At 42.9% G+C, this 25,595-nt stretch carries 17 protein-coding genes; 15 read left to right on the top strand and 2 right to left on the bottom strand.

From position 1 onward, the window contains the following. Window positions 1–9: 9 nt before the first annotated feature. The 4 genes from HPC41_RS15305 (at window position 10) to HPC41_RS15290 (ending at window position 5,115) form a co-directional block, all read left to right on the top strand. Window positions 10–1,503 carry a RagB/SusD family nutrient uptake outer membrane protein gene (locus tag HPC41_RS15305; RefSeq protein WP_172394819.1) on the top strand — a complete coding sequence of 498 codons (1,494 nt, stop codon included), beginning with the start codon at window positions 10–12 and terminating at the stop codon, window positions 1,501–1,503. Window positions 1,504–1,594: 91 nt separating this feature from the next. Then, a complete protein-coding gene (locus tag HPC41_RS15300; protein WP_172394818.1) occupies window positions 1,595–2,797 on the top strand; it encodes a redoxin domain-containing protein in 1,203 nt (400 codons plus the stop codon). A gap of 7 nt (window positions 2,798–2,804) precedes the next feature. Further along, window positions 2,805–4,001, top strand: coding sequence for a TlpA disulfide reductase family protein (locus tag HPC41_RS15295; RefSeq protein WP_172394817.1), 1,197 nt, complete (start codon window positions 2,805–2,807; stop codon window positions 3,999–4,001). Between the two features lie 40 nt (window positions 4,002–4,041). Further along, window positions 4,042–5,115: a TlpA disulfide reductase family protein gene (locus HPC41_RS15290; protein WP_172394816.1), complete on the top strand. Its 1,074-nt coding sequence runs from the start codon at window positions 4,042–4,044 to the stop codon at window positions 5,113–5,115. A gap of 379 nt (window positions 5,116–5,494) precedes the next feature. Here the strand turns inward: HPC41_RS15290 and HPC41_RS15285 are convergent, their stop codons facing one another. Next, window positions 5,495–6,088, bottom strand: coding sequence for an RNA polymerase sigma factor (locus HPC41_RS15285; protein WP_172394815.1), 594 nt, complete (start codon window positions 6,086–6,088; stop codon window positions 5,495–5,497). 272 nt (window positions 6,089–6,360) lie between these two features. Here HPC41_RS15285 and HPC41_RS15280 point away from each other — a divergent pair, with 272 nt between their 5' ends. The 11 genes from HPC41_RS15280 (at window position 6,361) to HPC41_RS15230 (ending at window position 24,350) form a co-directional block, all read left to right on the top strand. Beyond that, window positions 6,361–7,380, top strand: a complete 1,020-nt coding sequence (locus HPC41_RS15280) for a FecR family protein (RefSeq protein WP_172394814.1) — start codon at window positions 6,361–6,363, stop codon at window positions 7,378–7,380. A 47-nt stretch (window positions 7,381–7,427) separates the two neighbouring features. Then, window positions 7,428–11,060, top strand: a complete 3,633-nt coding sequence (locus HPC41_RS15275) for a SusC/RagA family TonB-linked outer membrane protein (RefSeq protein WP_172394813.1) — start codon at window positions 7,428–7,430, stop codon at window positions 11,058–11,060. An 11-nt stretch (window positions 11,061–11,071) separates the two neighbouring features. Further along, window positions 11,072–12,538 carry a RagB/SusD family nutrient uptake outer membrane protein gene (locus HPC41_RS15270; RefSeq protein ID WP_246250691.1) on the top strand — a complete coding sequence of 489 codons (1,467 nt, stop codon included), beginning with the start codon at window positions 11,072–11,074 and terminating at the stop codon, window positions 12,536–12,538. Between the two features lie 21 nt (window positions 12,539–12,559). Continuing rightward, window positions 12,560–14,503: a TlpA family protein disulfide reductase gene (locus tag HPC41_RS15265; protein ID WP_172394812.1), complete on the top strand. Its 1,944-nt coding sequence runs from the start codon at window positions 12,560–12,562 to the stop codon at window positions 14,501–14,503. Window positions 14,504–14,510: 7 nt separating this feature from the next. After that, on the top strand, window positions 14,511–15,587 hold the full coding sequence (locus HPC41_RS15260) for an alpha/beta hydrolase family protein (RefSeq protein ID WP_172394811.1): 1,077 nt from the start codon (window positions 14,511–14,513) through the stop codon (window positions 15,585–15,587). A gap of 2 nt (window positions 15,588–15,589) precedes the next feature. Next, window positions 15,590–16,864: an aspartyl protease family protein gene (locus HPC41_RS15255; RefSeq protein WP_172394810.1), complete on the top strand. Its 1,275-nt coding sequence runs from the start codon at window positions 15,590–15,592 to the stop codon at window positions 16,862–16,864. A 291-nt stretch (window positions 16,865–17,155) separates the two neighbouring features. Further along, window positions 17,156–18,259 (top strand): efflux RND transporter periplasmic adaptor subunit, encoded by a 1,104-nt coding sequence (locus HPC41_RS15250; protein WP_172394809.1) that lies wholly within the window; start codon window positions 17,156–17,158, stop codon window positions 18,257–18,259. Between the two features lie 52 nt (window positions 18,260–18,311). After that, window positions 18,312–21,479: an efflux RND transporter permease subunit gene (locus HPC41_RS15245; RefSeq protein WP_172394808.1), complete on the top strand. Its 3,168-nt coding sequence runs from the start codon at window positions 18,312–18,314 to the stop codon at window positions 21,477–21,479. A gap of 30 nt (window positions 21,480–21,509) precedes the next feature. Beyond that, on the top strand, window positions 21,510–22,943 hold the full coding sequence (locus tag HPC41_RS15240) for an efflux transporter outer membrane subunit (RefSeq protein WP_172394807.1): 1,434 nt from the start codon (window positions 21,510–21,512) through the stop codon (window positions 22,941–22,943). Between the two features lie 38 nt (window positions 22,944–22,981). Continuing rightward, a complete protein-coding gene (locus HPC41_RS15235) occupies window positions 22,982–23,446 on the top strand; it encodes a TetR/AcrR family transcriptional regulator (RefSeq protein ID WP_172394806.1) in 465 nt (154 codons plus the stop codon). A 1-nt stretch (window position 23,447) separates the two neighbouring features. Next, window positions 23,448–24,350 (top strand): AraC family transcriptional regulator, encoded by a 903-nt coding sequence (locus HPC41_RS15230; RefSeq protein ID WP_172394805.1) that lies wholly within the window; start codon window positions 23,448–23,450, stop codon window positions 24,348–24,350. Window positions 24,351–24,384: 34 nt separating this feature from the next. Here the strand turns inward: HPC41_RS15230 and HPC41_RS15225 are convergent, their stop codons facing one another. Continuing rightward, on the bottom strand, window positions 24,385–25,593 hold the full coding sequence (locus HPC41_RS15225) for a PepSY-associated TM helix domain-containing protein (RefSeq protein ID WP_172394804.1): 1,209 nt from the start codon (window positions 25,591–25,593) through the stop codon (window positions 24,385–24,387). Window positions 25,594–25,595: the final 2 nt, after the last annotated feature.

The raw sequence follows: 25,595 nt of genomic DNA, 5'->3' as shown, positions 1-25,595 counted from the left end.
TTGTAAAAGATGAAAAATATTCAATATAACAATAGACAATTATATGCATTACAATATGTTGTTCTAATCGCATTGACTTTGTTAGGCCTTACATCCTGCAATAAACAGCTTGATGAGCTGAGGCCGCACAATGTCATTTTTGAAGAAAGACAATTTGATACGCCGGCCGGCTATTCAAAAGCAGTGTTGGGTATTTATAACCTAATCACTGTCGGGTCAGAAAGTGCAACTGGGATTGGCTTTACGGATTTACAGATTTTTCTTTCGGAAGCCAAAGGAAATACCATACGTGCCCTTGATGCGCAAGTAAACCGGAATACCGACCTATTTGACTATATTAATTCTTCAAATAGAGATCTCTCCTATACGTATGCCTTTTGGCGCAATAGCTACAACGTCTTGTTGCACATTAACAAAGTGCTTGCCAACGTGAAAAACGGTGAAACTAATCCCGTAATTCTGCAGGCAAAGGCGGAAGCATTATTTCTTCGTGGTTATATTTACTTTAATATGGTCCGTTTGTACGGAATGCCATTCTACCAAGGCAACGGAAAATCGCTGGGGGTGATGTTGGTGGTCAATGATGAATTTGCACCGGGCCTCGCGCCCATACGAGCAACTGTCGCGGAAATATACGAGCAGGTAGTATCCGATCTGAAGACTTCGGTCCCATTATTTAAACAGCAGAAATCCAATAGTTACGCGAGTAGTTTGGCGGCAGAAGCACTATTATCCCGGGTGGAACTCTACAGGGGCGGTACCTTTTCGTCACCAAATAACGAAGCGAATCAAAAAGCCTTTGAATACGCTGATAAGGTCATTCGTCAAGGGGGCTATGAACTTATACAAGGAGATGCCTTTAAAAAATATTACGATACGGACAACCTGAACAACAAAGAAGACATATTTGCTATTAATGGAGAATTTATGAATGGTTTGATTGCTAACCTCTTTAAGATGCCTTCACAAATAAATTATACAGGCGGGCTTTATCGACCTTCCCCTTATCTTCTTTCCCTGTTTGATGAAAAGGACGATAGAAAAGCATTCTATGTCGAAAATATAACACCGGGCTTTCCGGAGGATCATTTGGCCTGCAATAAATACAATATAGGCTATACTTCGTTATACAGTCGTTCTCCATACCGTTACCTAAGATTAGCAGAGATGTATTTGAATAGAGCCGAAGCATTGGTCAAATTAGGAAAAAATGCCGCTGCTCTTGCTGATGTAAACATCATCAGGAAACGTGCCGGATTGACTGAGCTTGAGAACTTAGCGGGTGAGGGGCTGTTCAAAGAGATTTTAAAACAGCGTAAAATCGAACTTGCCTTTGAAGGTCATGCGAGTTATGATGAATTTAGAAATGGTCTTTCAATGGTACGCGATTATGCATCGGGCAAATCTTCGCCTATGACGGTACAACCCACCGAAGGAAAAATACTGATGAAGATCCCGGATGAAGAAATTGCGAGCAATCCGAACCTCGTGCAGAACCCATAACGATAGTTGACATCAGCAGAATAGCAGATATGCCTGGCTTAAAAAGCAGCGGCAGGAATAAACAAAAACTAAAAATTTAAAGAGATAAAACATGAATACTATCAATAAATTTATAGCGCTTATGGCCTTAATGGCGACTACGTTAACCGCGTCAGCCCAAAAGAAATTTGTGATTAACGGACAGGCCCCAGAGCTGAACGGAAAGTATGTCCATCTGTCTTATGGTACGGGTAACGATAAGCAAATAAAAGACAGTGTTGTAGTTGCTAACGGGAAGTTCAAATTTGCTGGAGTTGTTGCCGGGCCAACATTTGGCTACATCAGCTTGGGCGGGCAGGCACTTTCGTTTGACAATATCTTTTCAGTTGTTCTTGAACCTACAACAATGAAAATGACGCTTGATCGGAACAGCATAAATAAAAGCACACTTACCGGATCAAAAGAGAACGATAAGTTAAAAAGCCTCGATGAGCAAAAGGCACCGATCAATAAAGCCATGGAGCCGCTGCGTGCCGAGTATCAGAAGCGTAATGAAGAATACGCCAAAGCAAGCAAAGCGCTAAAAGAGATGGAACAGAAGGTAGAGGCGATGAAAATTGATAACTATGCTTTTCGGGACAAGTTTGAGCCTTTCCAAAAGCAGCAGGAAGAAATAGATCGTGACTTTATTGCGAAAAACCCACAGTCTATTGTATCGGCCTATCTGATGCGTTTTAAGATATCGGGGATGACATTGGCGGAAGCTGAAAAAGTATACAATTCTTTCACTTCCGAGGTGAAAAAAAGCAGTTATGGAAAAGAGGTCTTTGATGAAATCAATAAAATGCGTAGTGGGTCGCCGGGAAATCCTGCCTATGTCTTTTCAAAACCTGATATAGATGGTAAACCTCTTAGTTTGGCGGATTATAAAGGCAAATATGTACTGCTCGATTTTTGGGCGAGCTGGTGTGTACCTTGTAGACAGGGCAATCCACATTTGATCAGTGTCTATAATAAATACAAAGATGCCGGTTTTGAGATCATTGGTATTTCTGATGACGACCGTAACGAAGCTGCATGGAAGAAAGCGGTGGAACAGGATCAAATCCAGATCTGGAAACATGTTCTTCGTGGACTTAAAATGGAAAACAATGTCATTGACCGCTCTCAGGACATATCCGAACATTATGGGATCCATACCCTTCCCACCAAAATATTAATTGACCCTCAGGGTATTATTATTGGTCGCTATGGTTCTGGAGGCGGATCTGATGCTGATCTTGATGCAAAATTGAATGCAGTTTTTAGTAAATAATGTACAGATGAATGCAATAAAAATCATAATACAAATTGGCTTGCTATTGGCGTTTGGGCCACTTTTTGCGCAGTCCAAATCATTTACGCTAATTGGAAAAGTAGCCGGAAAAGCGGATGGTTATATCTACCTCTCGATTGCAGGCGGCGAAAATGGACGGATGGATAGTATACAGCTAAATCAAGGGAAATTTATTTTCACAGGACAGCTCGCCTACCCCACGCAAGCCGAAGTTTTGATGGAGAAAAAGAACGAACGCTCAGCAGAAAAGCGTTTACCCCTTATTCTTGAGCCTGGAGAGATGACCTTGTCCATCGATTACAACCAATTTGGACTAGGCGAGCTTAAAGGTTCTGTTTCCAATGCAGAGCAAGAAATGCTCAATAAAAAACAAGCCAGCATCCGGATCAATATGCAACCCGCTCAACAACACTATAATCGTGTGGTGGAGAAATACCTGGCAATTAGAGAACAGAAAGATACGGCAGCATCAAAAATTATTCGGGCTGAAATGAATGCTGTTCAGAAAGAAATGGAGCCATTTCATGCACAAATTCTTGCGACCGAGGATCAAGTATTGGAACATTATCCAAACGGATTTACTGCCGCAAATCGACTGATGTATGCGGTAGGCCAGTTGCCGGTGGAAGAGTCTGCGAAAAGATATGAGGCCCTCAGCACTGGAGCCAAATACAGTATCGCGGGTCGTTATGTTCAAGCTAAGATACAGGCCATTCGTCGTGGGTCTGTGGGGGTAAATGCACCCGATTTTACAAGTACAGACATCAATGGTACTCCATTAAGTTTATCAGCTCAAAAAGGCAAATATGTATTGCTTGACTTTTGGGCAAGTTGGTGTGTGCCTTGTCGTAAAGGAAATCCACATTTACTGGCCCTTTATGCTAAATACAAGGAAAAAGGCCTTGAAATCATTGGCGTAGCATCTGATGATGGGAATGAAAAGGCATGGCGAAAAGCTGTCGAAGATGATAAGATCGCTGTATGGAAGCACGTGTTGTCAGGACAAAATATCGAAAAATTACGAAAGGGAGAGCGGGATGATAACTACATCGGGGGTCAATATGGCATATCTACATTACCAACAAAAATATTGATCGATCCTCAAGGCCAAATCATTGGACGCTATGGTAGTGGCGCCGGCACAGATGCAGACCTCGATAAAAAGCTTACTGAAATATTTTGATAGGCATAACAGGATTATGATCACTTATAAAAAATATTAAATGATAAACAAAATTAAATTAACGGCAGGATTACTATTGGTGGCCTGCGCTGCATGGGCTCAGAAAGCACAGCTCAACGGAAATATTAAGGGATTAAAAGATGGACAGATCGTCTTTTATAGATTAGTAAATGGAACGCCCAAAATGGACACCGTCGAGACTAAAGGAGGCCAGTTTTCCTGGTCAGCAGCAATCCATGAACCGCAGAAAATTTCCATCATGTTTCCCGAACGGTATGTAGAATTTTTTGCTGAGGCAAAAAATATGACGTTAACTGGAACGGCAGAAGACTTAGGCAAATTACAAGTAAAAGGATCTTCCCTACAAGACGAAGCCGATGCCTATCAAAAATCGTTGCAAGATATAACTGATCAGGAAAATCCACTCTTTCAACAGTATGGAAAAGCGACCGCGGAAGAAAGAAAACAAATTGAAGCGAAGATTAGTAATTTTAGAAATATAAAAAGGGAACGCGCAGCAGAATACATTAACAAGTACCCTTCCAGTTTTTATAGCCTTAGTTTAGTTGCTGACCGTGCTATGGTAGGTCAGTATGAAGACATTGAACCCTTGTATGCCGTCTTATCAGCACCGATGAAAAATACCATGCAGGGAAAAGCGCTGGCCAATAGATTAGACATATTAAAACGTAGTGCCCTCGGTACTCCTATGTTGAATTTCTCGCAGGCAGACATTGATAAAAAGTTGGTGTCTTTTTCATCCTTTAAAGGCAAATATGTACTCGTTGATTTTTGGGCGAGCTGGTGTGGGCCGTGCAGGCAGGAGAATCCCAACGTTTTGAAAGAATACAATAAATACAAAGATAAGAACTTTACAGTGTTGGGTATTTCACTGGATGATAATGAAGACAAATGGAAAAAAGCCATTAAGGACGATGCGATGCCCTGGACTCAGGTTTCTGATCTAAAAGGTTTTAATAATGAAGTCTCTACTTACTATGGTATTATGGGAATCCCGAGTACCTTGCTTGTTGATCCCAACGGCGTGATTATTGCCAAAGACCTCCGTGGTGAGACATTGAGTGAAAAACTGAAAGAACTTTTTGATAACTAAAAGGGAAAGATATCGCGGACCAGATCCAATTGATTGAATTGTGCCATAGGAAAGGACGGCCGGCATCAGGCCGTCCTTTTACCCTATGCCCATTCGATAGACTGGAAATTCGTCTATTTGACCTCCATAGTAAATTTGGCACTGATATGCATGACATAGGCCCGGTCTTTCCAAAATTATCCTTTGGCTTGGATCCTATCACCAATAGTATAACGTTTGAATGTTCGACCTGATTTCTGGAGATTGACAACCCTTATGGTTACAATTGAAATTGTACCCTTTTCGTCCTTAACCGTTGCTAAAAAAACACAATTTAAGAGATTGTGTTTTTTTGTTGCCCCAATAATTGGATGTTATCTCCCATCCATTTGATAGATTGTTATGAATATAAAAATTTAATGATATAAAGCAGCACAAGGAGAGATTGTTTTGGCATACCCATGATATCTTTAAGCGTCGCCATGGCGCGATTATTCAATTTGTATAAGCTTTTCACGGAGATATTGGTCAGCACGCTAATCTCTTCATAGCTCAGTTCTTCAAAATATCGAAGAAAAATAACTTCTTTCTGTTTGCCGGTTAATTGTTCAAGTGCTTGAATCAGTTTCAGTGCATTGCCTCGTTGTTCCTCAGCAGCAATATAGCTGGACTCCACATCGTAGGTCAGTTGGAAATCATCATTTTCGCCGAATGAGGTCAGCCTACCGTCACGTAATTGGGTGTTTAATAAGCTGTTCTTAAGTGCAACCAGTAGATAATGCTTCGGGTTGGATATGACTTTTAGCTTATTGCGATTTTCCCAGAATTTGATAAATACCTCCTGAATAGCGTCTCTAACATAATCTTCATCTTTTACGCGCCGCATGCCATATTCGTACAAGCTGGGAAGTAGGGCACGATAGATCTGCTCGAAGGCCTTTTTATCGCCTTCAATAAAATCATTCCAACACAGATCTATGATCGTATTACTCATTTCAGCGTTTGCGTCAGTTAATGAAATAGATTATCGCTTTCCAAAAATAGTAAAGATTTAATAACATTAACACAAGCCTGCGTTTAAATAGCATACTATCGTCAGTAGATTGTCAATTCCACTAAAAACTTGGTTTAAAAGGGCTTGTTTGGCCACGAAATTATGAATTTGACAAGATTTATAGATAGCTTTTAAAGTTTTTTTAAAAAAAATAAAATTACATGGGATAAAATCCAATCCCAATTTGTCATCTACTTAACAAAGGCTTACTAATGGAAAACTATTATACCTATAATACGCAGGATTTTTTGGACGACCTGGACTTTGTCCGTTTTGCTAAAAACCCGGATCAGGAGGAATTTGACTATTGGCATAAATGGCGTGCAGGCAATCCATCAAATGCAAAAGCGTATGATGAGGCGCTAGCTTATCTCCAGGCCTTAATGGGGATCAGACGTATACGGCCTGACCTGGTCTTCACCGACAGCCTATTCCGAGATATTGAAGGCGGAATAGCTGATAATAGAAAGAAAAGAAGAAACCATATCATCCGCATATGGGCATCCTTGGCGGGCGCGGCAGCAGTGGCTGTTTTTGTAACAGCAACGTGGTACTTCCAATCCATGATTGTGATACAGACTGGAAGCGGTGCCTTACAGACGGTGATCTTGCCGGATAGCAGTACTGTTCAGTTAAATGCCAACTCCTCTGTGGCCTATCGCCGTGCCTGGAACTGGTTATCCAAGCGGGAAGTACATACGACAGGTGAGGCCTTATTAACAGTCAGGCATCTGAATAAGGACACTTCTGCAATTCGCCAGGAGGAGCGTTTCACAGCCTATACCGGTGAGCTAGCCGTAGAAGTGCTAGGCACCAAGTTTAATTTAAAAAATAGAGATAACAAAGTAACCGTATCGCTGTTGGAAGGACGCATTGCCCTGCGCAATGTGAAACTAGGTGGCGCGGCACGGATTCTTGCCCCCGGTGATATCGTTATGGATGGAGACCAAGGCTTTCGAAATGTGCGTAGTGACAAGCGATCCGTGCAGCAGACCGTGGCCTGGACCCAAAAGACACTGACCGGGGAAAATTTATCCATAGCGGATCTCATCAATGAATTTCGCTATGTCTATGGAAAAGAGATCATCGTTAATGATACAGCTCTGTTAAACCGAAAAATTGATGGCCGTATCTCGTTAAATTCCCCAGAAAGCATTGTTTACACAATTGCTAATATTTTACAAGCCAACATCCGCACGGAAAAAGATACCATCTACCTTGACCCTAAATGAGAAAAACAATATCAATTTAACACATTACTATAGCTAACCTAACTAAAATGAAAATTACAGACAACAGGTGGCAGCCGATACGGAGCATCTTGATGGTTCCGGTCTGTTCGCTACTATTTACTGTCGGGCAACAGGCATTGGCCCAAGAGAAGTTGCCGCTTGCCCAAGCAGTCAAACGGATCGAGCAGCAATTTAACGCTAACTTAAGCTATGAGCACAACCTTCTGAACGGCAAATTTGTGGATCCGGCATCGTTAAAAGGAAATCGCTTAGAGGAAGTACTCAAAAAAGTGTTGTATCCCAATCAGCTGGTATTCTTATATGTCGATGATCGGTCTTATTCTATTGTTCGCCGTCAGGAAACAAGTAGCCGGAATCAGCAAAGTATATCCGAAAATGACTGGACTGCGGATACCGATATGGAGCGCGTGTCGGGTACGGTGCGTTCTGCAAGTGGCAAAGCCATCCCTTTTGCAAGTATCTGGATAAAAGACACACGCAAGGGCGGAAAGGTAGATGAAAATGGCCGATTTATGTTGTATGACCTAGCGCCAACAAACGAACTTGTTTTTACAGCAGTGGGTTACAAAAGTAAGACTGTGGTGGTCGGAAATCGTGAGCAAATGGTTGTTGTCATGGAAGCTGAAGAAAATATACTCGAAGAAGTCGTCATTTCTACAGGTTACCAAAAAATCTCCAAGGAAAGGGCTACAGGATCGGCAACAGTAATTAGCGCTAAGGAATTGGAAAAAAATCCATCACCCAACTTAATCAACCGAATGGAAGGTTTGGCTCCTGGCCTTCAGGTGTCCCTCGGTTCGGGGGACCGTACCTTTACCTACAACAACAATCAGATGGGGATTTACTCCAGTACGCGTACCATCGGACAAAATGATTACAACCTCACTGTTCGTGGTGTTGGATCGATAGACACAGATACCGAAAAATCCCCCCTGATCGTGATTGATGGCGCTATATCCAATATCGATTTGGCTATGCTCAATCCCAATGACGTGGATAATATTACGATCTTGAAAGATGCAGCAGCAGCTTCCATTTATGGAGTCCGTGCCGCCAATGGGGTCATTGTGGTGACGACAAAGAAAGGATCGAATACGGGGGTGCCAAGGATAAACTTTTCTTTTAATACGGCATTCTCCGGTAAACCTGATCTGGGATATCTACGTACCATGAACAGTGCGCAGATAATCGATTACCAAGAGGAACTCGTTGCAAAAAATATCTTGAATTCAAACAATATTGCAGCGAATTTATACATGTATGCATCGAGCTATTACCCGGGTGAAGTGGCTGCTGCGGCAATACGCCTCAAAAATGGGCTGATAAACCAGGGCGACTACGATGCGCTTGTCAATCCATTGAAGCAGATTGACAATAGGGCGCAGATCCAGCAATATTTGCTGCGCCCGATGAACAACCAGCAGTACAACCTGTCCATCAGCAACGGCACGGAAAATAATAATTATTTCTACTCCGCATCGTATGCCAACGAAAACCCATTCACAAAAGGTGAAAATGGAAAGAGGTTTACCTTTAGCTTAAACAATAACTGGAAGATATTTAAAATTGCGACCCTTTCTACCAGTGTCCGGGGAACGTTCTTCAGAAACAGCAAAAATGGAATTGACATTGCCCAGTTATATGATGCAAATAGTTCGACTTTGCTGCCTTATCAGCTTTTGGCGGACCAGAACGGAAATGGGATTTACTATGATCGGATAAACCCTGGGTTTACGCAACCGCTAGGTCCAGCTTATAAGGATTGGCGGTATAACTATTTGCAGGAATTGCAACTGCTGGACAACCTACAGAAAGATAATAACTATTCGGCGGTCATTAACTTGGAAGTGCCTTTGTATAAAGGATTAAAAGGTTCGGTAAGTTATGCAAATGAACGCTCTTTTGGTGAGAATAGGGCGTTTAATGACGAGAACTCCTATAAAAATCGCCTGCTGTTGAATCAATTTACACCAATTGGGGAGATGACAAATACCATTGGTATCAACAAAGGTGGAATCTACAATATCATTAACAGCAGTATCAACAACTATACGGTTCGTGGCCAACTAAATTATGATGCAACCTTCGGTCAAAAGCATGAGATCACGGCCATCGCCGGTTCGGAGATCAGACAGACACAGGCTGGTCAGGGGATGAAAACAATGTACGGCTACAACCCACAGACGGGTTTTAATACCGATGTTAGCTATGCCCAAAATAGTTACAATACGCTGATGGGCTATCTCTCTGGCTTAAGTGGAGGGCCCACGCAAGCCGACAGAACGAGACGGTTCTTATCTTACTTTTCTAATGCTGCCTATACATTAAATGGAAAGTATACGCTTTCGGGAAGTGTGCGGTACGATGATTACAACAATTTTGGCTTGGACCGTAGCTTTCGGGCGACACCCTTGTGGTCTTCGGGCCTAAAATGGAATCTGGCAAAAGAGCATTTTATGCAAAAGTTTACCTGGTTGAACCAGCTTGGGCTCCGTGCCACTTATGGTGTCAATGGCAACATTACACAAGATGTCAGACCTTTTACTTACATCTCTTTTGATAACGCTCTTTACAACCCGACAGGTCAGCCTTCGGCAAGCATTATCGCTGTAGCAAACCCGCAGTTGCGTTGGGAGAAGACTTACGTAACCAATTTAGGACTGGACTTTGGTCTATTGGATAACCGTCTTACCGGTACCATAGATTATTACCGTAAAAATGGTAAAGACCTCTTATATAGCTTCCCGATCGCAGCACCTTATGTTGGGACCATCGGTGCGGGTTCATTAAAAAGAAATACAGCATCCATGTCGGGTAAAGGGATTGACCTGGGCTTAACGGGTACTTTTGTGCGCAATACGGATTGGAATTTGGATGCCACATTGAATTTTTCGTACAATACTAATACGATCACTGACAATAGATTTGATCCGAAGGATATTTCTGCATTTACCTACTCGTATAATCCCATTGGCATCAGTTATTTAGAAGGTTACCCCAGTGATAAAATCTTTGTCTTTCGCCATGCTGGTTTAGATGAGAAGGGACTGACGCAGATTTATAATAAGAATAATGAAATTATTCCAGTCACCCAGACCTTAAGCGGGGTGGAGGATCTGGCCTATGCCGGTCGTAGGGTGGCTCCATACTATGGGTCTTTTAGGACCAATTTACGCTATAAACAATGGTCGGTTTACGCTTTGATTTCTTATCAGTTTGGCAATGTATTTATGAAACCTAGCGTCGAGTCTTATATGGCTCCGAGCCGGGGGTTGACAATCCCTAAATTTGATCTAAGCGCTGACATTGCAGATAGATGGCGCCAGGCAGGCGATGAAGCTTTTACAAATGTCCCGGCCTTAACTGCCGATATCTATGGCTCCTATAGTCTACAACGTTATCAAAATTCGGATATCAATGTCTTAAAGGGAGATTATATCCGTCTCCGGGAAATTTCACTGAGCTATGGCTTACCAAAAAATCTGCTGAACAGACTGAAAGTTGAAAATATCCAGTTAGCTGGTTCGGTGCGGAATTTAGGTCTGATCTGGAGAGCGAATAAAGAAGGCTATGATCCTGACTTTACTAATCTCGTGGGCAATACGACAAATCTGCGTCCGGTGCCTTCGTATAATTTTTCAATTAATGTAAGCTTTTAACACGGATTGATATGAAAAACCGAACAACTGAAAATAATAGCAATCAATCTGCTATGAGAAGATTGAAGTTTAACCTTTCTTATACCACAGCTTTAGCAGCAATTTCCTTGACAATATTTGCAAGTTGTGAAAAATATGTTGACATCAAAACACAGGGGCAGTTGACTCCGGGTACGATTGAAAATTATCGTTATCTGCTGAACAATACAAATGCATTTGAAGCAGCGCCCTCCATTTCTGATATGGCAGCTGATGACCTGGAAATTATAGACGGAAGTGCACAGCAGAAGGGTCTGGTGAGTAGCGATTATTATGGCTATTATAGCCGGGCTTATCAATGGTCGGATGTGATCTATCCAATTGAAAATATGTACCATAAAGATGATGCATGGGGCGCATTGTACAATACGATCGCCTATGCAAATACGGTGATCAACGAGGTCCCATCGGTGACGGATGGAAGTGATCTGGAAAAGGCGGAATTGATAGCCGAAGCCAAAATTCATCGCGCCTCCGCGTATCTGATGCTGGTCAACACCTATGCCAAGCCGTACCAACAGGCAACAGCAGGCACGGATCTGGGGGTTCCCCTATTGCTGGCCCCGTCGACAGAGCAACCTTTGGTAAGGGTGCCTGTGCAGACGGTTTATGATGCTATTCTAAAGGATATTCAGGAGGCCACTCCACTGTTGCCAAATGAGCAGCAATATACGACGCTGCCCGGCAAGGCTGCCGCATATGGATTGCTGGCACGTACTTATCTCTACATGAACAGCTATAGCGAGGCTGCTGCTGCGGCAGATCAGGCCCTGGCGCTAAACAGTACATTGATTGATTTGACTGCTTTGGATCAGCTGACGGCCTCCAATTACCCCAAAAGAGTATTCAACCAGGAGATTTTGCTATCAAAGGTGCCTGTAAATGGCATATCCGCTTATACACCCACGGCATTTCGTTTGAGCAGCGACCTGATCAAACTATTTGGAGAACATGACCAACGCTATAATTTATTTACCGTGAATGGTGACATTATTTCGTCTTGGGATGTATACGAAGGCCGATATTACTACTTGGATTACGTCATGAACGAAGGCCGAAATGTCGGGCCCACCGTTCCTGAAATGCTATTGATTAAAGCTGAGAGCGAAGCGCGGAACAATAAACCTGTAGCGGCAATGGCCTTAGTCAATCAGCTTCGGGCCAAGCGAATACGCTCAAAGGGAACTGTCAATCTATCGGCTAGCGACGCCAATGATGCCTTGCTTAAAGTCGTCGCCGAACGCCGCCGGGAATTTATGTTCCGCATGCTGAGATGGTGGGATATGCGCCGCTTGAAAGATGATGCATTATTTCAAAAGACATATACGCGTACATTTGCCGGCAAAACAGTTTCCCTTGCGCCAAATAGCAATCGTTATGTGTTTCCAATAGCGCAGTATGAGATTAATTTAAGTCCAGAAATTGTTCAAAATCCATAAAAAATTAAACAAACTATTCATATGAGAACAAAAAAATCATTGGGAGCAATGTTGGGTACAGCATTTCTTGGTATTGCTGCCTCTGTACAAGCACAAACGCCTAATTTTAAAGTAATTCCCGAATTTCCAAAAGAACGTGACACCGTACAATTTGTATATGACGCCCGTAAGACAACCTTGAAGGATGCGCAGTCCATTTCGGGTACGCTGACGGGATACCAGGATTTTCGTTGGGTGCAGAATACCTTAAAGTTTACCAAAAAAGATTCCATTTGGACGGCGAGTTATGTTGTTCCGGAGAAGATGGCTCTGGTCAATTTTGCGTTTCAGGCAGATACGCTTTATGATCGGGGGGGGGATCTAACCTATTCTTATTTGATTTCTGGAAAAGACGGGAAACAGGTTTCGGGTGCTATGATCGGATGGGGCATGTTGCGCACACCGGATATCGTTCCGGGGACTCCTTTCGTCGTGGATAAATCCGCCTATAAAACAGATGAGATATTGATCATGTGGGCCAAATATGAGTTGCAAGGACATCCTGAAAATAGATTTAAGGTATTGTATCCTGCTGCCAACGCCTTGAAACATATAAATACAGCTGAATCGTTGTCAAAACTCCAAAACGAACTTCATGCGCTGCAGGCTATGCCTAATCTTAAAGAAGAGGATTTATTGCAGGTATTTAAGGTATATAAAGAGGTACTGAAAGATACGGTGAAAGCAAACGAACTGGAACAAAAGATCCGTTTCCAATATCCACAGGGACAATATGTCAAGGATCAGCAACGATTGGCGGACTTTAATCTTTTTCAAAAAGCGAAAACGGATGATGAGCGATTGAAAGCCGCCATGGACTTTGTGGATAAGCACCCTTATCGTGAATCGGAAGTTGCCTTTAACGAGGCGCACCGGATCAGTTATATTAGCGCTTACTGGACGATCTCTGTCTATACCAGCATGAAGAATGATTTTGAAATGTATAAAAAATATGTGTCAAAAGCTGAGCCTTACATGTCTTTGGCAAATGTCATTTACAGGAGTATTTCCGTCCCTTACATTTCACAGAACTCAAAAACGGCCAAAGAAATTTTGCCCTATACCCGCGTTGTGCTTGATCGCTTGAATTATTATAAGGATAATTTTCAGGGCGACGAATATAGCGGGCTGTATTATGCAAATGCCGCTTTGTTTGCTAAAATATTGGCAGATAATGCGCTCTTTGATGAAGCATTTGTCTACGCTACTGCCGCTAAAAGTGAGAAAGGCTTTGAAGATGCTAGCTTAAATGACACATTTACGCGTATATTAAAAGCACAGGGTAAGAAAAAGGAATTGAAAGAAAGCCTCGAAGCCAGTTATCGGGTCAATCAGAGCTCGCCGTATATGTTGGATCTAATGAAAGAGATCTACATGGCCGAAAAAGGAAATGATAAGGGATATACCGATTATCTGTCCGGTCTTAAGGATGCCAACCTTCAGGGTGAATTAAAGAATAAGGTTCTTCAGCAATTGGTCAATAAAAATGCACCGGCATTTCAATTAAAAGATCAATTTGGAAATACAGTGACATTAGAACAGCAAAAAGGAAAGATCGTTATTCTTGATTTTTGGGCCTCATGGTGTGCACCTTGTAAGGCTGCTTTTCCAGGTATGAAAATAGCTGTCGAACATTTTAAAAATGACCCCAATGTTGTCTTTTATTTTGTGGATACACAAGAAAAGCGCCCGGATGCAAAGGAATATGTGGCTAATTACGTAAAGGAAAATAACTATCCATTTACCGTTTTGCTCGATACAGAAAGCAGTGTGTCAAAAAGTTTTGGCGTAGGCGCAATCCCGCATAAAATAGTTGTCGATAAAAACGGCAAAATTCGATTCTCTGAAGTAGGGTATATGGGAAGTGCTTCGGAGCTATCCGATGAAATTATTGAAATGGTCGGTGTGTTAAAATCAGGAAAATAAGATGAAAATGAATATCAAAATTGCAACGGCATTAACTTCTGTTTTTTTATTTGCTCTGGGGCAGCTATCTGCGCAAAATATTAAAAGCAAAGATGTTGTTTTTAAATCAAAAGCAGACAGTATTGTCGTAGGGGCGACTATTTCCTCACCGGAAAAGGCCGGTAGATACCCCGCAATAATTATTGCTTCGGGGACAGGGGCGCAGGACCGTGATGGGACCATGGGCGGGACCAAGATGTTTGCGCGTATTGCCAATTATCTAACGCCAAAAGGATACATTGTCCTGCGGATGGATGACCGTGGCGTAGGTAAAACCACGGGCGAATACCGCTATGCAACAACAGCAGATTTTGCACTGGATGTATTGGGCGCGGTGGAATTTTTGAAAGCCGAAAAGAATGTAGACATCGACCATATCGGCCTGTTAGGACATAGTGAAGGGGGAGCAGTTATTTCTATAGCGGCTTCCAAAAGTAAGGACGTGACATTTTTAGTAAGTCTGGCTGGTCTGGCTTCAAATGGTCTGGAGTCGCTATTTGTGCAAAATGAAAATTTGGTCAATAACTCCCCCTTACCAGAAGTTGACAAAAAAAGGTCCAATGAGATCAATCGCCTGATGTTTGCGACAGCTTTTCAATATGCGACCTCTGATAGTCTGGAAAGTAAATTAAATGCTGTATACAACTACTGGAAGCAAAAAGATGATAGCTATTTTAAGACACTCGGTATTGAATTTGATCACTTCCGTTTTCCGATCTGGTCTTATGTGCAATATGCGATCGGCCCCTGGTACCGTTATTTTGTAAAATATGAGCCGCAGCTTTTTTTAGGTAATGTGGATGTACCGATCTTGGCCATCAATGGGAGTAAAGACGCTTTTGTAGATCCAGTAAATTTAAATTATTGGAAGCAATATAGCAGATCGGGGCAACAGGGAAAGGTAACCACGCTACTATTGCCAAATGTAAACCATCTGTTGCAGCCTTGTAAGGAATGTACGCCATCAGAATATACCAAACTTGGTGACATACCCGATAGTACATTGGATTCAATTGTAAAATGGTTGGGTCAAACGGTTAAATAATCATGCAGAAGGTTATTTTTATTATATTCTTTTTGGGGGCGCTAGGAAATAGTGTCTCGGCTCAGCAGGTGGATAATATGAAATCGCTCGATAAAATTATTGAATCCATCAACAAGAAAGATGCGGATGCACTGCTTTCAATGATGGCCGATACTGCAACCATCGGTAATCTTCCCAAGCTGAATAATACTGTTGCGGTGCCGGATATACTGAATAAATTTTCGGCGATTAATACGTTTAAAGTTATCCATCGAAATCAACAGATTAATGGCGATGAACTGATTCAAGTAGAAGTCACTTATCACGATGGAAAACCGGGGAAGCCTACTTTTTTGTTCAATAAACAGGGGCAGATCGTTAATCTGGGCATTATTAAGGGAAGATTGAAAGGTGATCCTGAAAAAGCATTGTCGGACGCCCTGGTTCGTTCGCAGCTGCCTGATACAGTAAGCATTCCCTTTCGATTGGTGAATGGTCTGATCTACATCGAATCGACACTGAATGGCACTAAGGGCTGTTTCCAGTTCGATAGCGGTGCGCCCGTAATTATCCTGCGGAAGAAATTTGTGGATGCGGACAAAATTAGGCCAGATGTATCTGTGGATTTCTTTGGTGTTGGCGGGCAAATGGGCGGTGTTGTCTGGTCGGCGGACAATAGCTTGGCAATCGGAGCACTAGTGCTTGACAATTTTGAAGCTCCGGTTTCGAATATGGCTGATATGGCTCTCGAAGACGGTACGCCAATTTTTGGATTACTTGGAATAGGTTTGCTTAAGGATTATCAGTTTACCTTGGATTATGCCCAACAGCTATTGCTGCTCGAGCGAATAGACAAAAGCGGTGAACTGCTGAGCGAGGAAATTCCGAAAGGTAAATTGATAGGACATTTTCCGTTGCGGATGAAGAGGCATATTCCAATAGTGGATATCGCATTTGGAACAAAATTATACCAAATGGGGATAGATTGTGGGGCAAATGCCAACGTGTTAAAGAAGTCACTTGAAACAACGCTGAAGCCCTTTATTGATTATGAAGAGGGCGAGGTGGACATCAACGGTGTAAATGGTACCAGCAAAGGCAATCGTATCGCTTATCTAATGCAGGGAAAATTGGGTGAATTTCCGTTGCAGGATATGTACACGGTGATCACGGATCAATCTATTGGTGGAGGAACAGGCCATGATGCGCTGCCAATTGATGGTCTGTTGGGTACCCCATTTTTAAATCAGTACAAAATGACGCTAAATTTCAATAAGAATACAATCAGTTTTTATTGATGCCATAAAATGGTGAAAAGGGGTTCTTTCCTCAATAGAAAGCATCTTTTTAACTGTTTAAATACCTGAAATGCAGGTAACTTTATGTATATATGATAAGGACAGCGAAGAGGGACGTCATCCGTTAGGAGGATTGTCCCTCTTCTTTTGTCTGCTATTTTCCTGCCCGATTTATCCGATTTAAGTCATAATGATGGCATACGTCTTTTTGCCAACTTGATGGATCTTCCTGTCTTTCGAGGCGAAAACATGGATTTTATATTTGTACGCATAAAAAATAAAGGAAAATATATGAATTTAAAGAGCAGTCTAAATACTGTTGTAGGTTTAGGAATACTCGTCAGTGTTTTTTCGTGTCAGAGCAAGGGAACGCCGGCAGCAAACCCTTCAGCTCCGGAAGTATCGGTACATCAGGTTCAACTTGGAAACGGGATTTCCAAAAATACGTACTCGGCCTCTATCGAAGGGATCACAAATGTAGAGGTGAGGCCGCAGACATCGGGTTATTTAAGTAAGATCTTTGTCGATGAAGGTGCCTATGTACATGCAGGACAGGCGCTCTTTAAAATTGATGATCGACCTTTTGTAGAACAATACAAAACTGCCAAGGCTGCTGTACATGTCGCTGAAGCAAATTTGAAAAATCTTAAAATTGATCTTGACCGCAAGGTCGAGCTTGTGGACAATAAAATTGTGTCTGACCTACAGGTCACGCAGGCCAAAGCTTCGTATGAAGCATCGCTTGCTGGTCTCGAACAGGCCCGGGCAACAATGAATGCGGCAAAAATAAACGTTGACTTTTGTCTGGTAAAAGCTCCGGTATCAGGTTATATCGGCCGTATTCCTTATCGCTTGGGAAGTCTGGTGAATGCCGCTTCGGTAGAACCGCTGACCTTGCTGACGGATATCAATCAAGTGTATGCTTATTTCAGTATGAGTGAGGCTGATTTTGTGAATTTTCAGGATAAAAAAAATAGCTCATCGGACAGGGATTCGGTAGATCTGATTTTATCGAATGGAAAAAAATATACACAAAAAGGTGTCATTGATGCGGTGACGGGACAGTTTGATAAAAATACGGGATCGATATCGATTCGGGCGCGCTTTGCCAATCCAAGTAGGCAGTTGCGGGCTGGAAATACGGGCCGGATCGAGATGACTGCAGTGCTGGACGATGTCCTGCTTGTTCCGATAAAGGCGACATTGGCTGTGCAGGATAAAATTTATACTTATAAACTGGATAAAGACAATAAGGCTGAACAGGTAGAACTGCAGATCGCGGGGAAAACCACCGAAGAGTATTATGTCAAGTCCGGGCTACAGGCCGGTGACCGTGTGATCACAGGTGGCTTGGGGTTTGTGCGGCCTGGTGCTGTCGTAAAACCTAAAAAGTAAGTTATTTCTATCGGCGCAGCACAATTTGCTGGGTCTAATTTATCAAAATATTATGCTGAAGAAAATAATAAAACGGCCGGTACTCGCGACCGTTATCTCAATACTATTGGTTATTTTGGGCGTGGTGGCGATGACCTCCTTGCCGATCACCAAATTCCCCGAAATCGCGCCACCCACGGTCACCGTGATGGCGACATATCCCGGAGCGAGTGCAGAGGTTATCTCAAAATCAGTGGCTCCGCCGCTGGAAAATGCGATCAATGGGGTAGAAAATATGGACTACCTGACTTCAACGGCTAGTAATGACGGAAGCTTGATGATCAGTGTTGTCTTTAAGCTCGGTACAGATCCGGATCAGGCTGCGGTAAATGTGCAGAATAGAGTTTCCCAGGCCACGAGCATGTTACCAGCTGAGGTCAATCAGATCGGTGTGACAACCATGAAGCGGCAGAATAGTATGGTGGCCATGGTCACCCTGTATGCTGATAAAAAGGGAATTGATGAGCTCTTTTTGGAGAATTATGCCAAAATCAATATCGTTCCCGAGTTAAAACGCATCACTGGTGTCGGGGATGCACAGGTATTTGGTAACAAGGATTATTCGATGCGGATATGGTTAGACCCGCAACGCATGGCGGCTTATGATATCAGCCCCGAAGAGATTACGGCAGCCATACAGGCACAAAATAAAGATGCGGCGCCGGGCAAGTTTGGCGAAAGCTCCAAGGAGGCGATCGAATACACCATTCGCTATCAGGGAAAGTATACCGAACCCGAACAGTATGAGCATATTATTCTGCGGGCCAATAACAACGGCTCGTCTTTATTGCTCAAAGATGTTGCCCGGGTGGAATTTGGCTCTTATACCAATACCGTGACCACAAGTTTTGACAATAAGCCTGCGGTAATGGTCGCTTTGTACCAGACGGCAGGATCGAATGCAAATGCGGTGGAAATTGCGATGAATGAGCGTTTGAAAGAATTATCAGCGTCGTTTCCTCCCGGATTAAAGTATAAAGTCCCGTATAGTTCAAAAGAGTCCTTGGATCAATCGATAAAGCAGGTGTTGAGCACACTCCTGGAAGCATTCATCCTGGTATTTATTGTGGTATTTATCTTCCTGCAGGATTTTCGGTCAACCTTGATACCGGCTATTGCAGTCCCGGTGTCTATTGTCGGAACCTTTTTCTTTATGCAGGTATTTGGCTTTTCGATCAATTTATTGACCTTATTTGCGCTGGTGCTCGCCATCGGTATTGTAGTGGATGATGCCATTGTGGTGGTTGAGGCTGTACATGCCAAAATGGAGAAAAAGAAGCTGAATGCTCGCTCGGCAACGATGTCTGCTATGAGTGAGATCACTGGCGCCATTATTTCGATTACTTTGGTCATGTCTGCCGTCTTTATACCTGTAGCTTTTATGGATGGTCCTACCGGGGTATTCTACCAGCAGTTTGCATTGACACTGGCCATGGCGATCTTGATATCTGCAATCAATGCATTGACATTAAGTCCGGCACTCTGTGCAATCCTGCTAAAATCACACGACCATCACCAGGATGTAAAGGTTTCTTTCAAACAGCGTTTCTTTGCTGGATTCAATGCCGGATTTGATAAATTGACCAATCGTTATGCCAAGTCCATTATCTTTTTGATCAAAAAGAAATCAGTAGCTTTCGCGGGTCTAATACTCTTTATTGGTCTTTTTGTCTATGCCTTTCGGTCAACGCCAACGGGTTTTATTCCGGATGAAGACCAGAGTTTCTTGATGGTACTGGCAAATGACCCTCCGGGTGCTTCCCTGGACAGGACAAGCAAACACCTTAAGCAAGCTGAAAACTTATTGAAGAAGCATCCTGCAATCGAAAGTATTATCAATATATCTGGACTTAATATGATGAGTTTCAGTACGTCTTCATCTGCCGGAGCGATCATGTTGCGCCTGAAACCCTTGAAGGAGCGGGGGGAAGTGCGGGATATCAATCAATTGATCGGCCAGTTTCAAGGGATATTAGCCCAACAGGATGAAACGACATTTTTAGTGGCCGGAATGCCTACTGTGCCAGGATTTGGAAATACCTCGGGGCTTGAAGTCGTTTTACAGGATCGGAATACGGGTACTTTACAAGCTTTTAATGACGTATCAAATTCATTTGTTGGTAGTCTGATGCAGCGCCCCGAAATAGCTTTTGCGTTCACCACTTTTAATGCCTCTTTTCCGCAGTATGAGATGAAAGTGAATGAAGGCCTGGCAAAACAGCTCAGCCTCAATGTGAGCGATGTATTGGCGGCGATGCAAGCCTACTACGGCAGCATGCAGGCCTCTGATTTTAATCGTTTTGGGAAATATTATCGGGTGGTGTTACAATCCGAACCCGGATTTCGGGCTGATCCAAAGTCGATCGAAACCATCAGCATCAAGAATAAATTGGGACAGATGGTGCCTTTGAAGAGTGTGGTTGATCTAAAGCCGGTATCAGGGCCTGAAAATGTGGAACACTTTAACCTTTTCAATGCCATTAATCTCACCATCATGACAGCCCCGGGCTACAGCACGGGACAGGCCATGGCAGCAATTGAAGAGGTAGGTAAATCTTCTCTGCCGCAGGGATATACCGTCGATTGGAAGGGGATGGCACGCGAGGAGCGGGGAGCCTCGGGACAGACGGCGGCAATCTTTGGACTATGTATTGTATTCGTGTATTTCTTGTTATCAGCGCAATACGAAAGTTATATTTTGCCGTTTGCCGTGCTGTTGGCAATTCCTGTGGGCCTACTGGGGGTATTCTGGGGGATATCCATCGGTGGGCTATCCAACAACATCTATGTACAGGTGGCCTTGGTCATGCTGATCGGACTGTTGGCCAAGAATGCAATTTTGATCGTGGAATTTGCCTTGCAAAGGCGCAAAGCCGGAAAACCATTGGCAGCAGCGGCTATTGAAGGTGCAAAAGCACGTTTGCGGCCTATCCTGATGACTTCCCTTGCATTTATAGCGGGCTTGATCCCACTATTGACAGCGATAGGGCCTTCTGCTATCGGTAATCATTCGATCGGATATGCGGCGGTCTTCGGAATGTTGGCGGGAACAGTACTCGGTGTCTTTTTTACACCGATCCTATTTGTCGTGTTCCAATATGTACAGGAACGGGTAAGTGGTAAAGCGATTGATCCAAAAGATTGGGAATATGAAGAACAGCTGTTGCAGGAACAGCATTAAGAAAGTTCAGAAATTAGTAAGAATATGATAATGAGATCAGAAAATATTATTTCGTGGGGACTAGCCTTGGGTCTATTGACCATGATCGGATGCCAAACGAATAAAGAACTTCCAAAGTTGCAAAAGGAACAGCTGCCAGCTGAATTTTTAAGTAGGAGCTCGTCCTTAGAGACAGATACAAGTGCGAACCTCGCGGAGCTTTCTTACCGCGATTTCTTTAGCGACGAACAGTTGGTTGCCTTGATCGACAGTGGCTTGCAGCGCAATAATAATATGCTTGTTGCAGTCAAACAAATTGAATCTGCTCAAGAAACATTGAAGCAGATGAAGTGGGGCTATCTTCCGACGGCGGACCTGTCTATCGGTGCTGCTTCCATCAACAGACCATCCAACAATAGTATGAATGGTATGATGGCAAGCCAATTTATGGGCAAGTCGTATATGGAAGATTATTCCTCCACACTAGCAATATCCTGGGAAGCGGATATCTGGGGCAAGATCAAAAATCAGAAGGCGGGAGCATTAGCGGCATACCTGTCACAAAAGGAGGCCGCTAATGCGGTGCGAACAGGATTGATCGCGGGCATAGCACAAGGCTATTATAACCTGTTATTATTCGATCAACAAAAGATCATTAGCCAGCAGAACTTGGCCATTGTAGACAGTACATTACATATCACCAAAGTGCAGCAGCGTCTTGGACTGAGCAATTCCCTGGCTGTGCAACAAATGGAAAATAGCCGCGATAATTTGCTTAAATCTATTCGTATCATAGCAGAAAATACGGCTATTCAGGAGAACGCACTGTCTGCGCTGGTGGGAAAATTACCGGCTTTGCAAATGGATAGGGGAAGCTTGCTGGCACTGAAAGAACGTACCGTATTTGGTACCGGTGTGCCGGCAGCAATGTTGAGCAGAAGGCCAGATATCAGGGCTGCTGAATATGCTTTTTTACAGACGGTATCGGATGTTAAGGTCAGTCGGGCCAATATGTATCCTGCATTACGGATCACAGCACAAGGTGGATTAAACTCGTTTACGTCAAGCAATTGGTTCAATATTCCCGGATCCTTGTTTGGGATGGTGTCTGGATCATTGACACAGCCTTTGTTGCAAGGAAGACGGCTGAAAACTGCGCTCAACCAAGCTACCATCCGCTCCGAACAGGCAGAACTACAGTTTAAAGAAGCGGTGCTGCAGGCAGCAAGTGAAGTGTCTACCACGATGGAACAAATTGCTTCCCTTCAAGATCAACAACGCTATAATGACCAGTTGGTCGAACGTAATCGACAGCTGATTGAACAAGCAAAAATTTTATTTAAGAATGATATGGCAACCTACCTGGAAGTGCTCGCAGCGCAGCAGAGCAAACTGCAGGCAGAGCTGGATCAGATGCAAGTGAAAAGCAAAATGTTATATGCAGAAGTAGCGCTTTATAAAGCGTTGGGTGGGGGGCTGAACTAACAAAGCTGTCAAAATAAGTGGGTTTTAACGATATAATTATGGTTGCAACAAAAGATTTTATACTACAGGCCATCGAAGATTCGAAACCGGTATTTCTGAATCAGGGCTTTCAAAAAGCGAAAGTAGTGGATATTTTGACGTCGACAAAAATCTCCAAAGCAAAATTCTTTCGGTACTTTGGGGGGATGCGAGGCATCATGGAATTGACAATCTACCATGAGCTATCGCAGTGCTATCGTTTAATTGCGCTGAAAATTCAACATACAAAAAATAGGGAAGAACTGTTGGGAAATATCATTGCAATGCGAAAAAAACTTGTTGCCGGAAATCCCATCCTGAAACAATATTTTGCAACAAAAGATTTTTTTTCCACACGTTTGGAGCCGTTGAAGAAAGCAATCAAACAAAATGAAGGTGACTTGTTGCAGGGCTTTTTGGAAAAATATTTTTTTTCTGAGCCGGACATAACGTATTTTAAGTATTGTATCACGAAAGACAGCTAAAATGGTTAAAGAAATAACAAAGCTCTCGTTTAAAGATTATCTATCGGAAAAAGCAATGGATAACAGGCTTTATCAAGGTCTGATTATGTATCGGTCCACAAAAGCTGAAATTCAGAATTATTTATGCCGTCGGCCCATCCGCATAGATCATTTGGGAATATGTTTGATACGGAAAGGAAGATTGAAATTATCACTTAATTTTGTCGATCATATACTTGATGCCGACACCATGTATTTTTTGTCGCCCATGGTCGTTATGCAGGTGATGGAGAGTTCGGACGATATCGAGATGTACACGCTGTTTACGGAGTTTGATTTTTTTCAGAAAATAGGACTTCCTGTTTACAAAGTCTATTCTATGGAAAAATTGGGCCATGAGGATGATACAATCCTTAAGCTTGAAAAAAGCGATTCAAATCGCTTTTATGAATATTTGATGAATCTAGAATACCAGAATACGGCGCCGCAGGATGTGCCATTCCGCCTGGAAATCATCAAGATGACGCTGATGCTACTTTTCTATGAGATCAGCGCAAAGGTGAGTAGCAAACTGGAGCGTACAAGCGCAGGATTTGAGCGCAAAAATAGGATGGTGATGGAGTTTTTAAATCTAGCATCCCTTCATTTTAAAACCAATCGGTCGGTACAGTATTATGCTGACCGATTGTTTATCTCAAGAAAACATTTGACCCGCATTGTGAAAGATGTAACCGGCTTCGGTCCAAAGGCGATCTTGGAAGAAATTGTGATTTCTGAGGCCGTCATTTTAATGAATGTATCCAGTATGTCGGTAAAGGATGTGATGCAGGAACTTAATTTTTCAGATTTTGGTACGTTCAGCAAGTTTTTTAAAGGCCATCTTGGGCAATCACCCTTGCTGTACCGCAGTCACAAAAATGGATAGCTTCCATGTACAGTTGGAGTCATCGGATTTAGGATTAGAACTGAAGTTGTTTACTTTTTCTTTTTGTACGGCTTGGTCGTTCCTTGCTTTTTGTCTTTTTCCTGAATTTGCGTCCATACCAAATGTAGCATCCTGTCAATGGCAGTGAGGCACAGATTAAGCTGCCGATAAATGCAATGCACATACCTGGTAATCCGGCTATTTTGCCGACATGGATATCGTAATTGGAATTGCGCCATTTCATCCCGAGTGTCTTGTCTTGCTGTAATCGCTTAAAATATGGTGTGCCATTGTGCATGTTATATGCATAGGTGTCAGATGCCGACCACCATGTACTGCCTGGATAATAGATTGTTACATTGGCCTGCGCTAGCTCGGTAAGCAGATTGATATGAACGCCCTGATGCTCCCTATAAATTGTTTGCACGTCAGCCCACATGAGATTCAATGGTGCAGGGCTGCTCTGTTTATCCGAAGGATTGCTTGCTGGGGGTGTAGCAATGCCCTTATCGGGGTGTTTACCATCCAAAATCCAGTAAATACTAGCTTCCCACCATTTAAACGACCAGACCAAACCTGTGCTCGCAATTAAAAGTGCGATAGCAAAAATGTAAAAGCCCAATACCTGATGAAGATCATAATTTAACCGTTTCCATTTGGACCTGAAATCAATCTTTAACCGCTTAATGGCTACTTTACGGTTTTTGGGCCACCAGATGATCAGACCCGAAATCAGCGTGATAATAAACAGCAGGACGCTCGATCCGACGATCACACTGCCTAGGTCACGCCGGATGTACAGAAATTGATGTATTTGGCGTACAATCCAGAAAAAACTGGTTTCAACATCGATTTTTCCGAGCACTTTACCTCGGTAGGGGTCTACAAAAATGCGGTCCCAATAGATTATTTCTTCATTGGCGAATAGACCCGTTACCTTGTTTTTGGGTTGACGCTTGAGCGATTCAAAAACATAAGACTGCGTTTTGTCATGAGTACCTGGGATACGGATAATGGTAATTGGATGATCGGTGGCTGCCTGGGCATTTTTTATTAATGTCGATAATGACAGTGGAGCTGCACCTGGCCGGACATCTACTGTACAATAGCCTGGATGAAAGACCGCAAAGAGTTCCCTCTCAAAAACAAAAATAGCACCGGTGATGCTGACCATAAAGACCACTAGACCAGAAATAAGCCCGATCCAGCGGTGTAGAAACAAAACAGTGCTTTTGAATTTCATTG

It is taken from the genome of Sphingobacterium prati, assembly GCF_013167215.1.
Classification (GTDB): Bacteria; Bacteroidota; Bacteroidia; order Sphingobacteriales; family Sphingobacteriaceae; genus Sphingobacterium; species Sphingobacterium prati.
The sequence above is the reverse complement of the archived record's forward strand: the minus strand, read 5'-3'. Positions and strand labels throughout refer to the sequence as shown.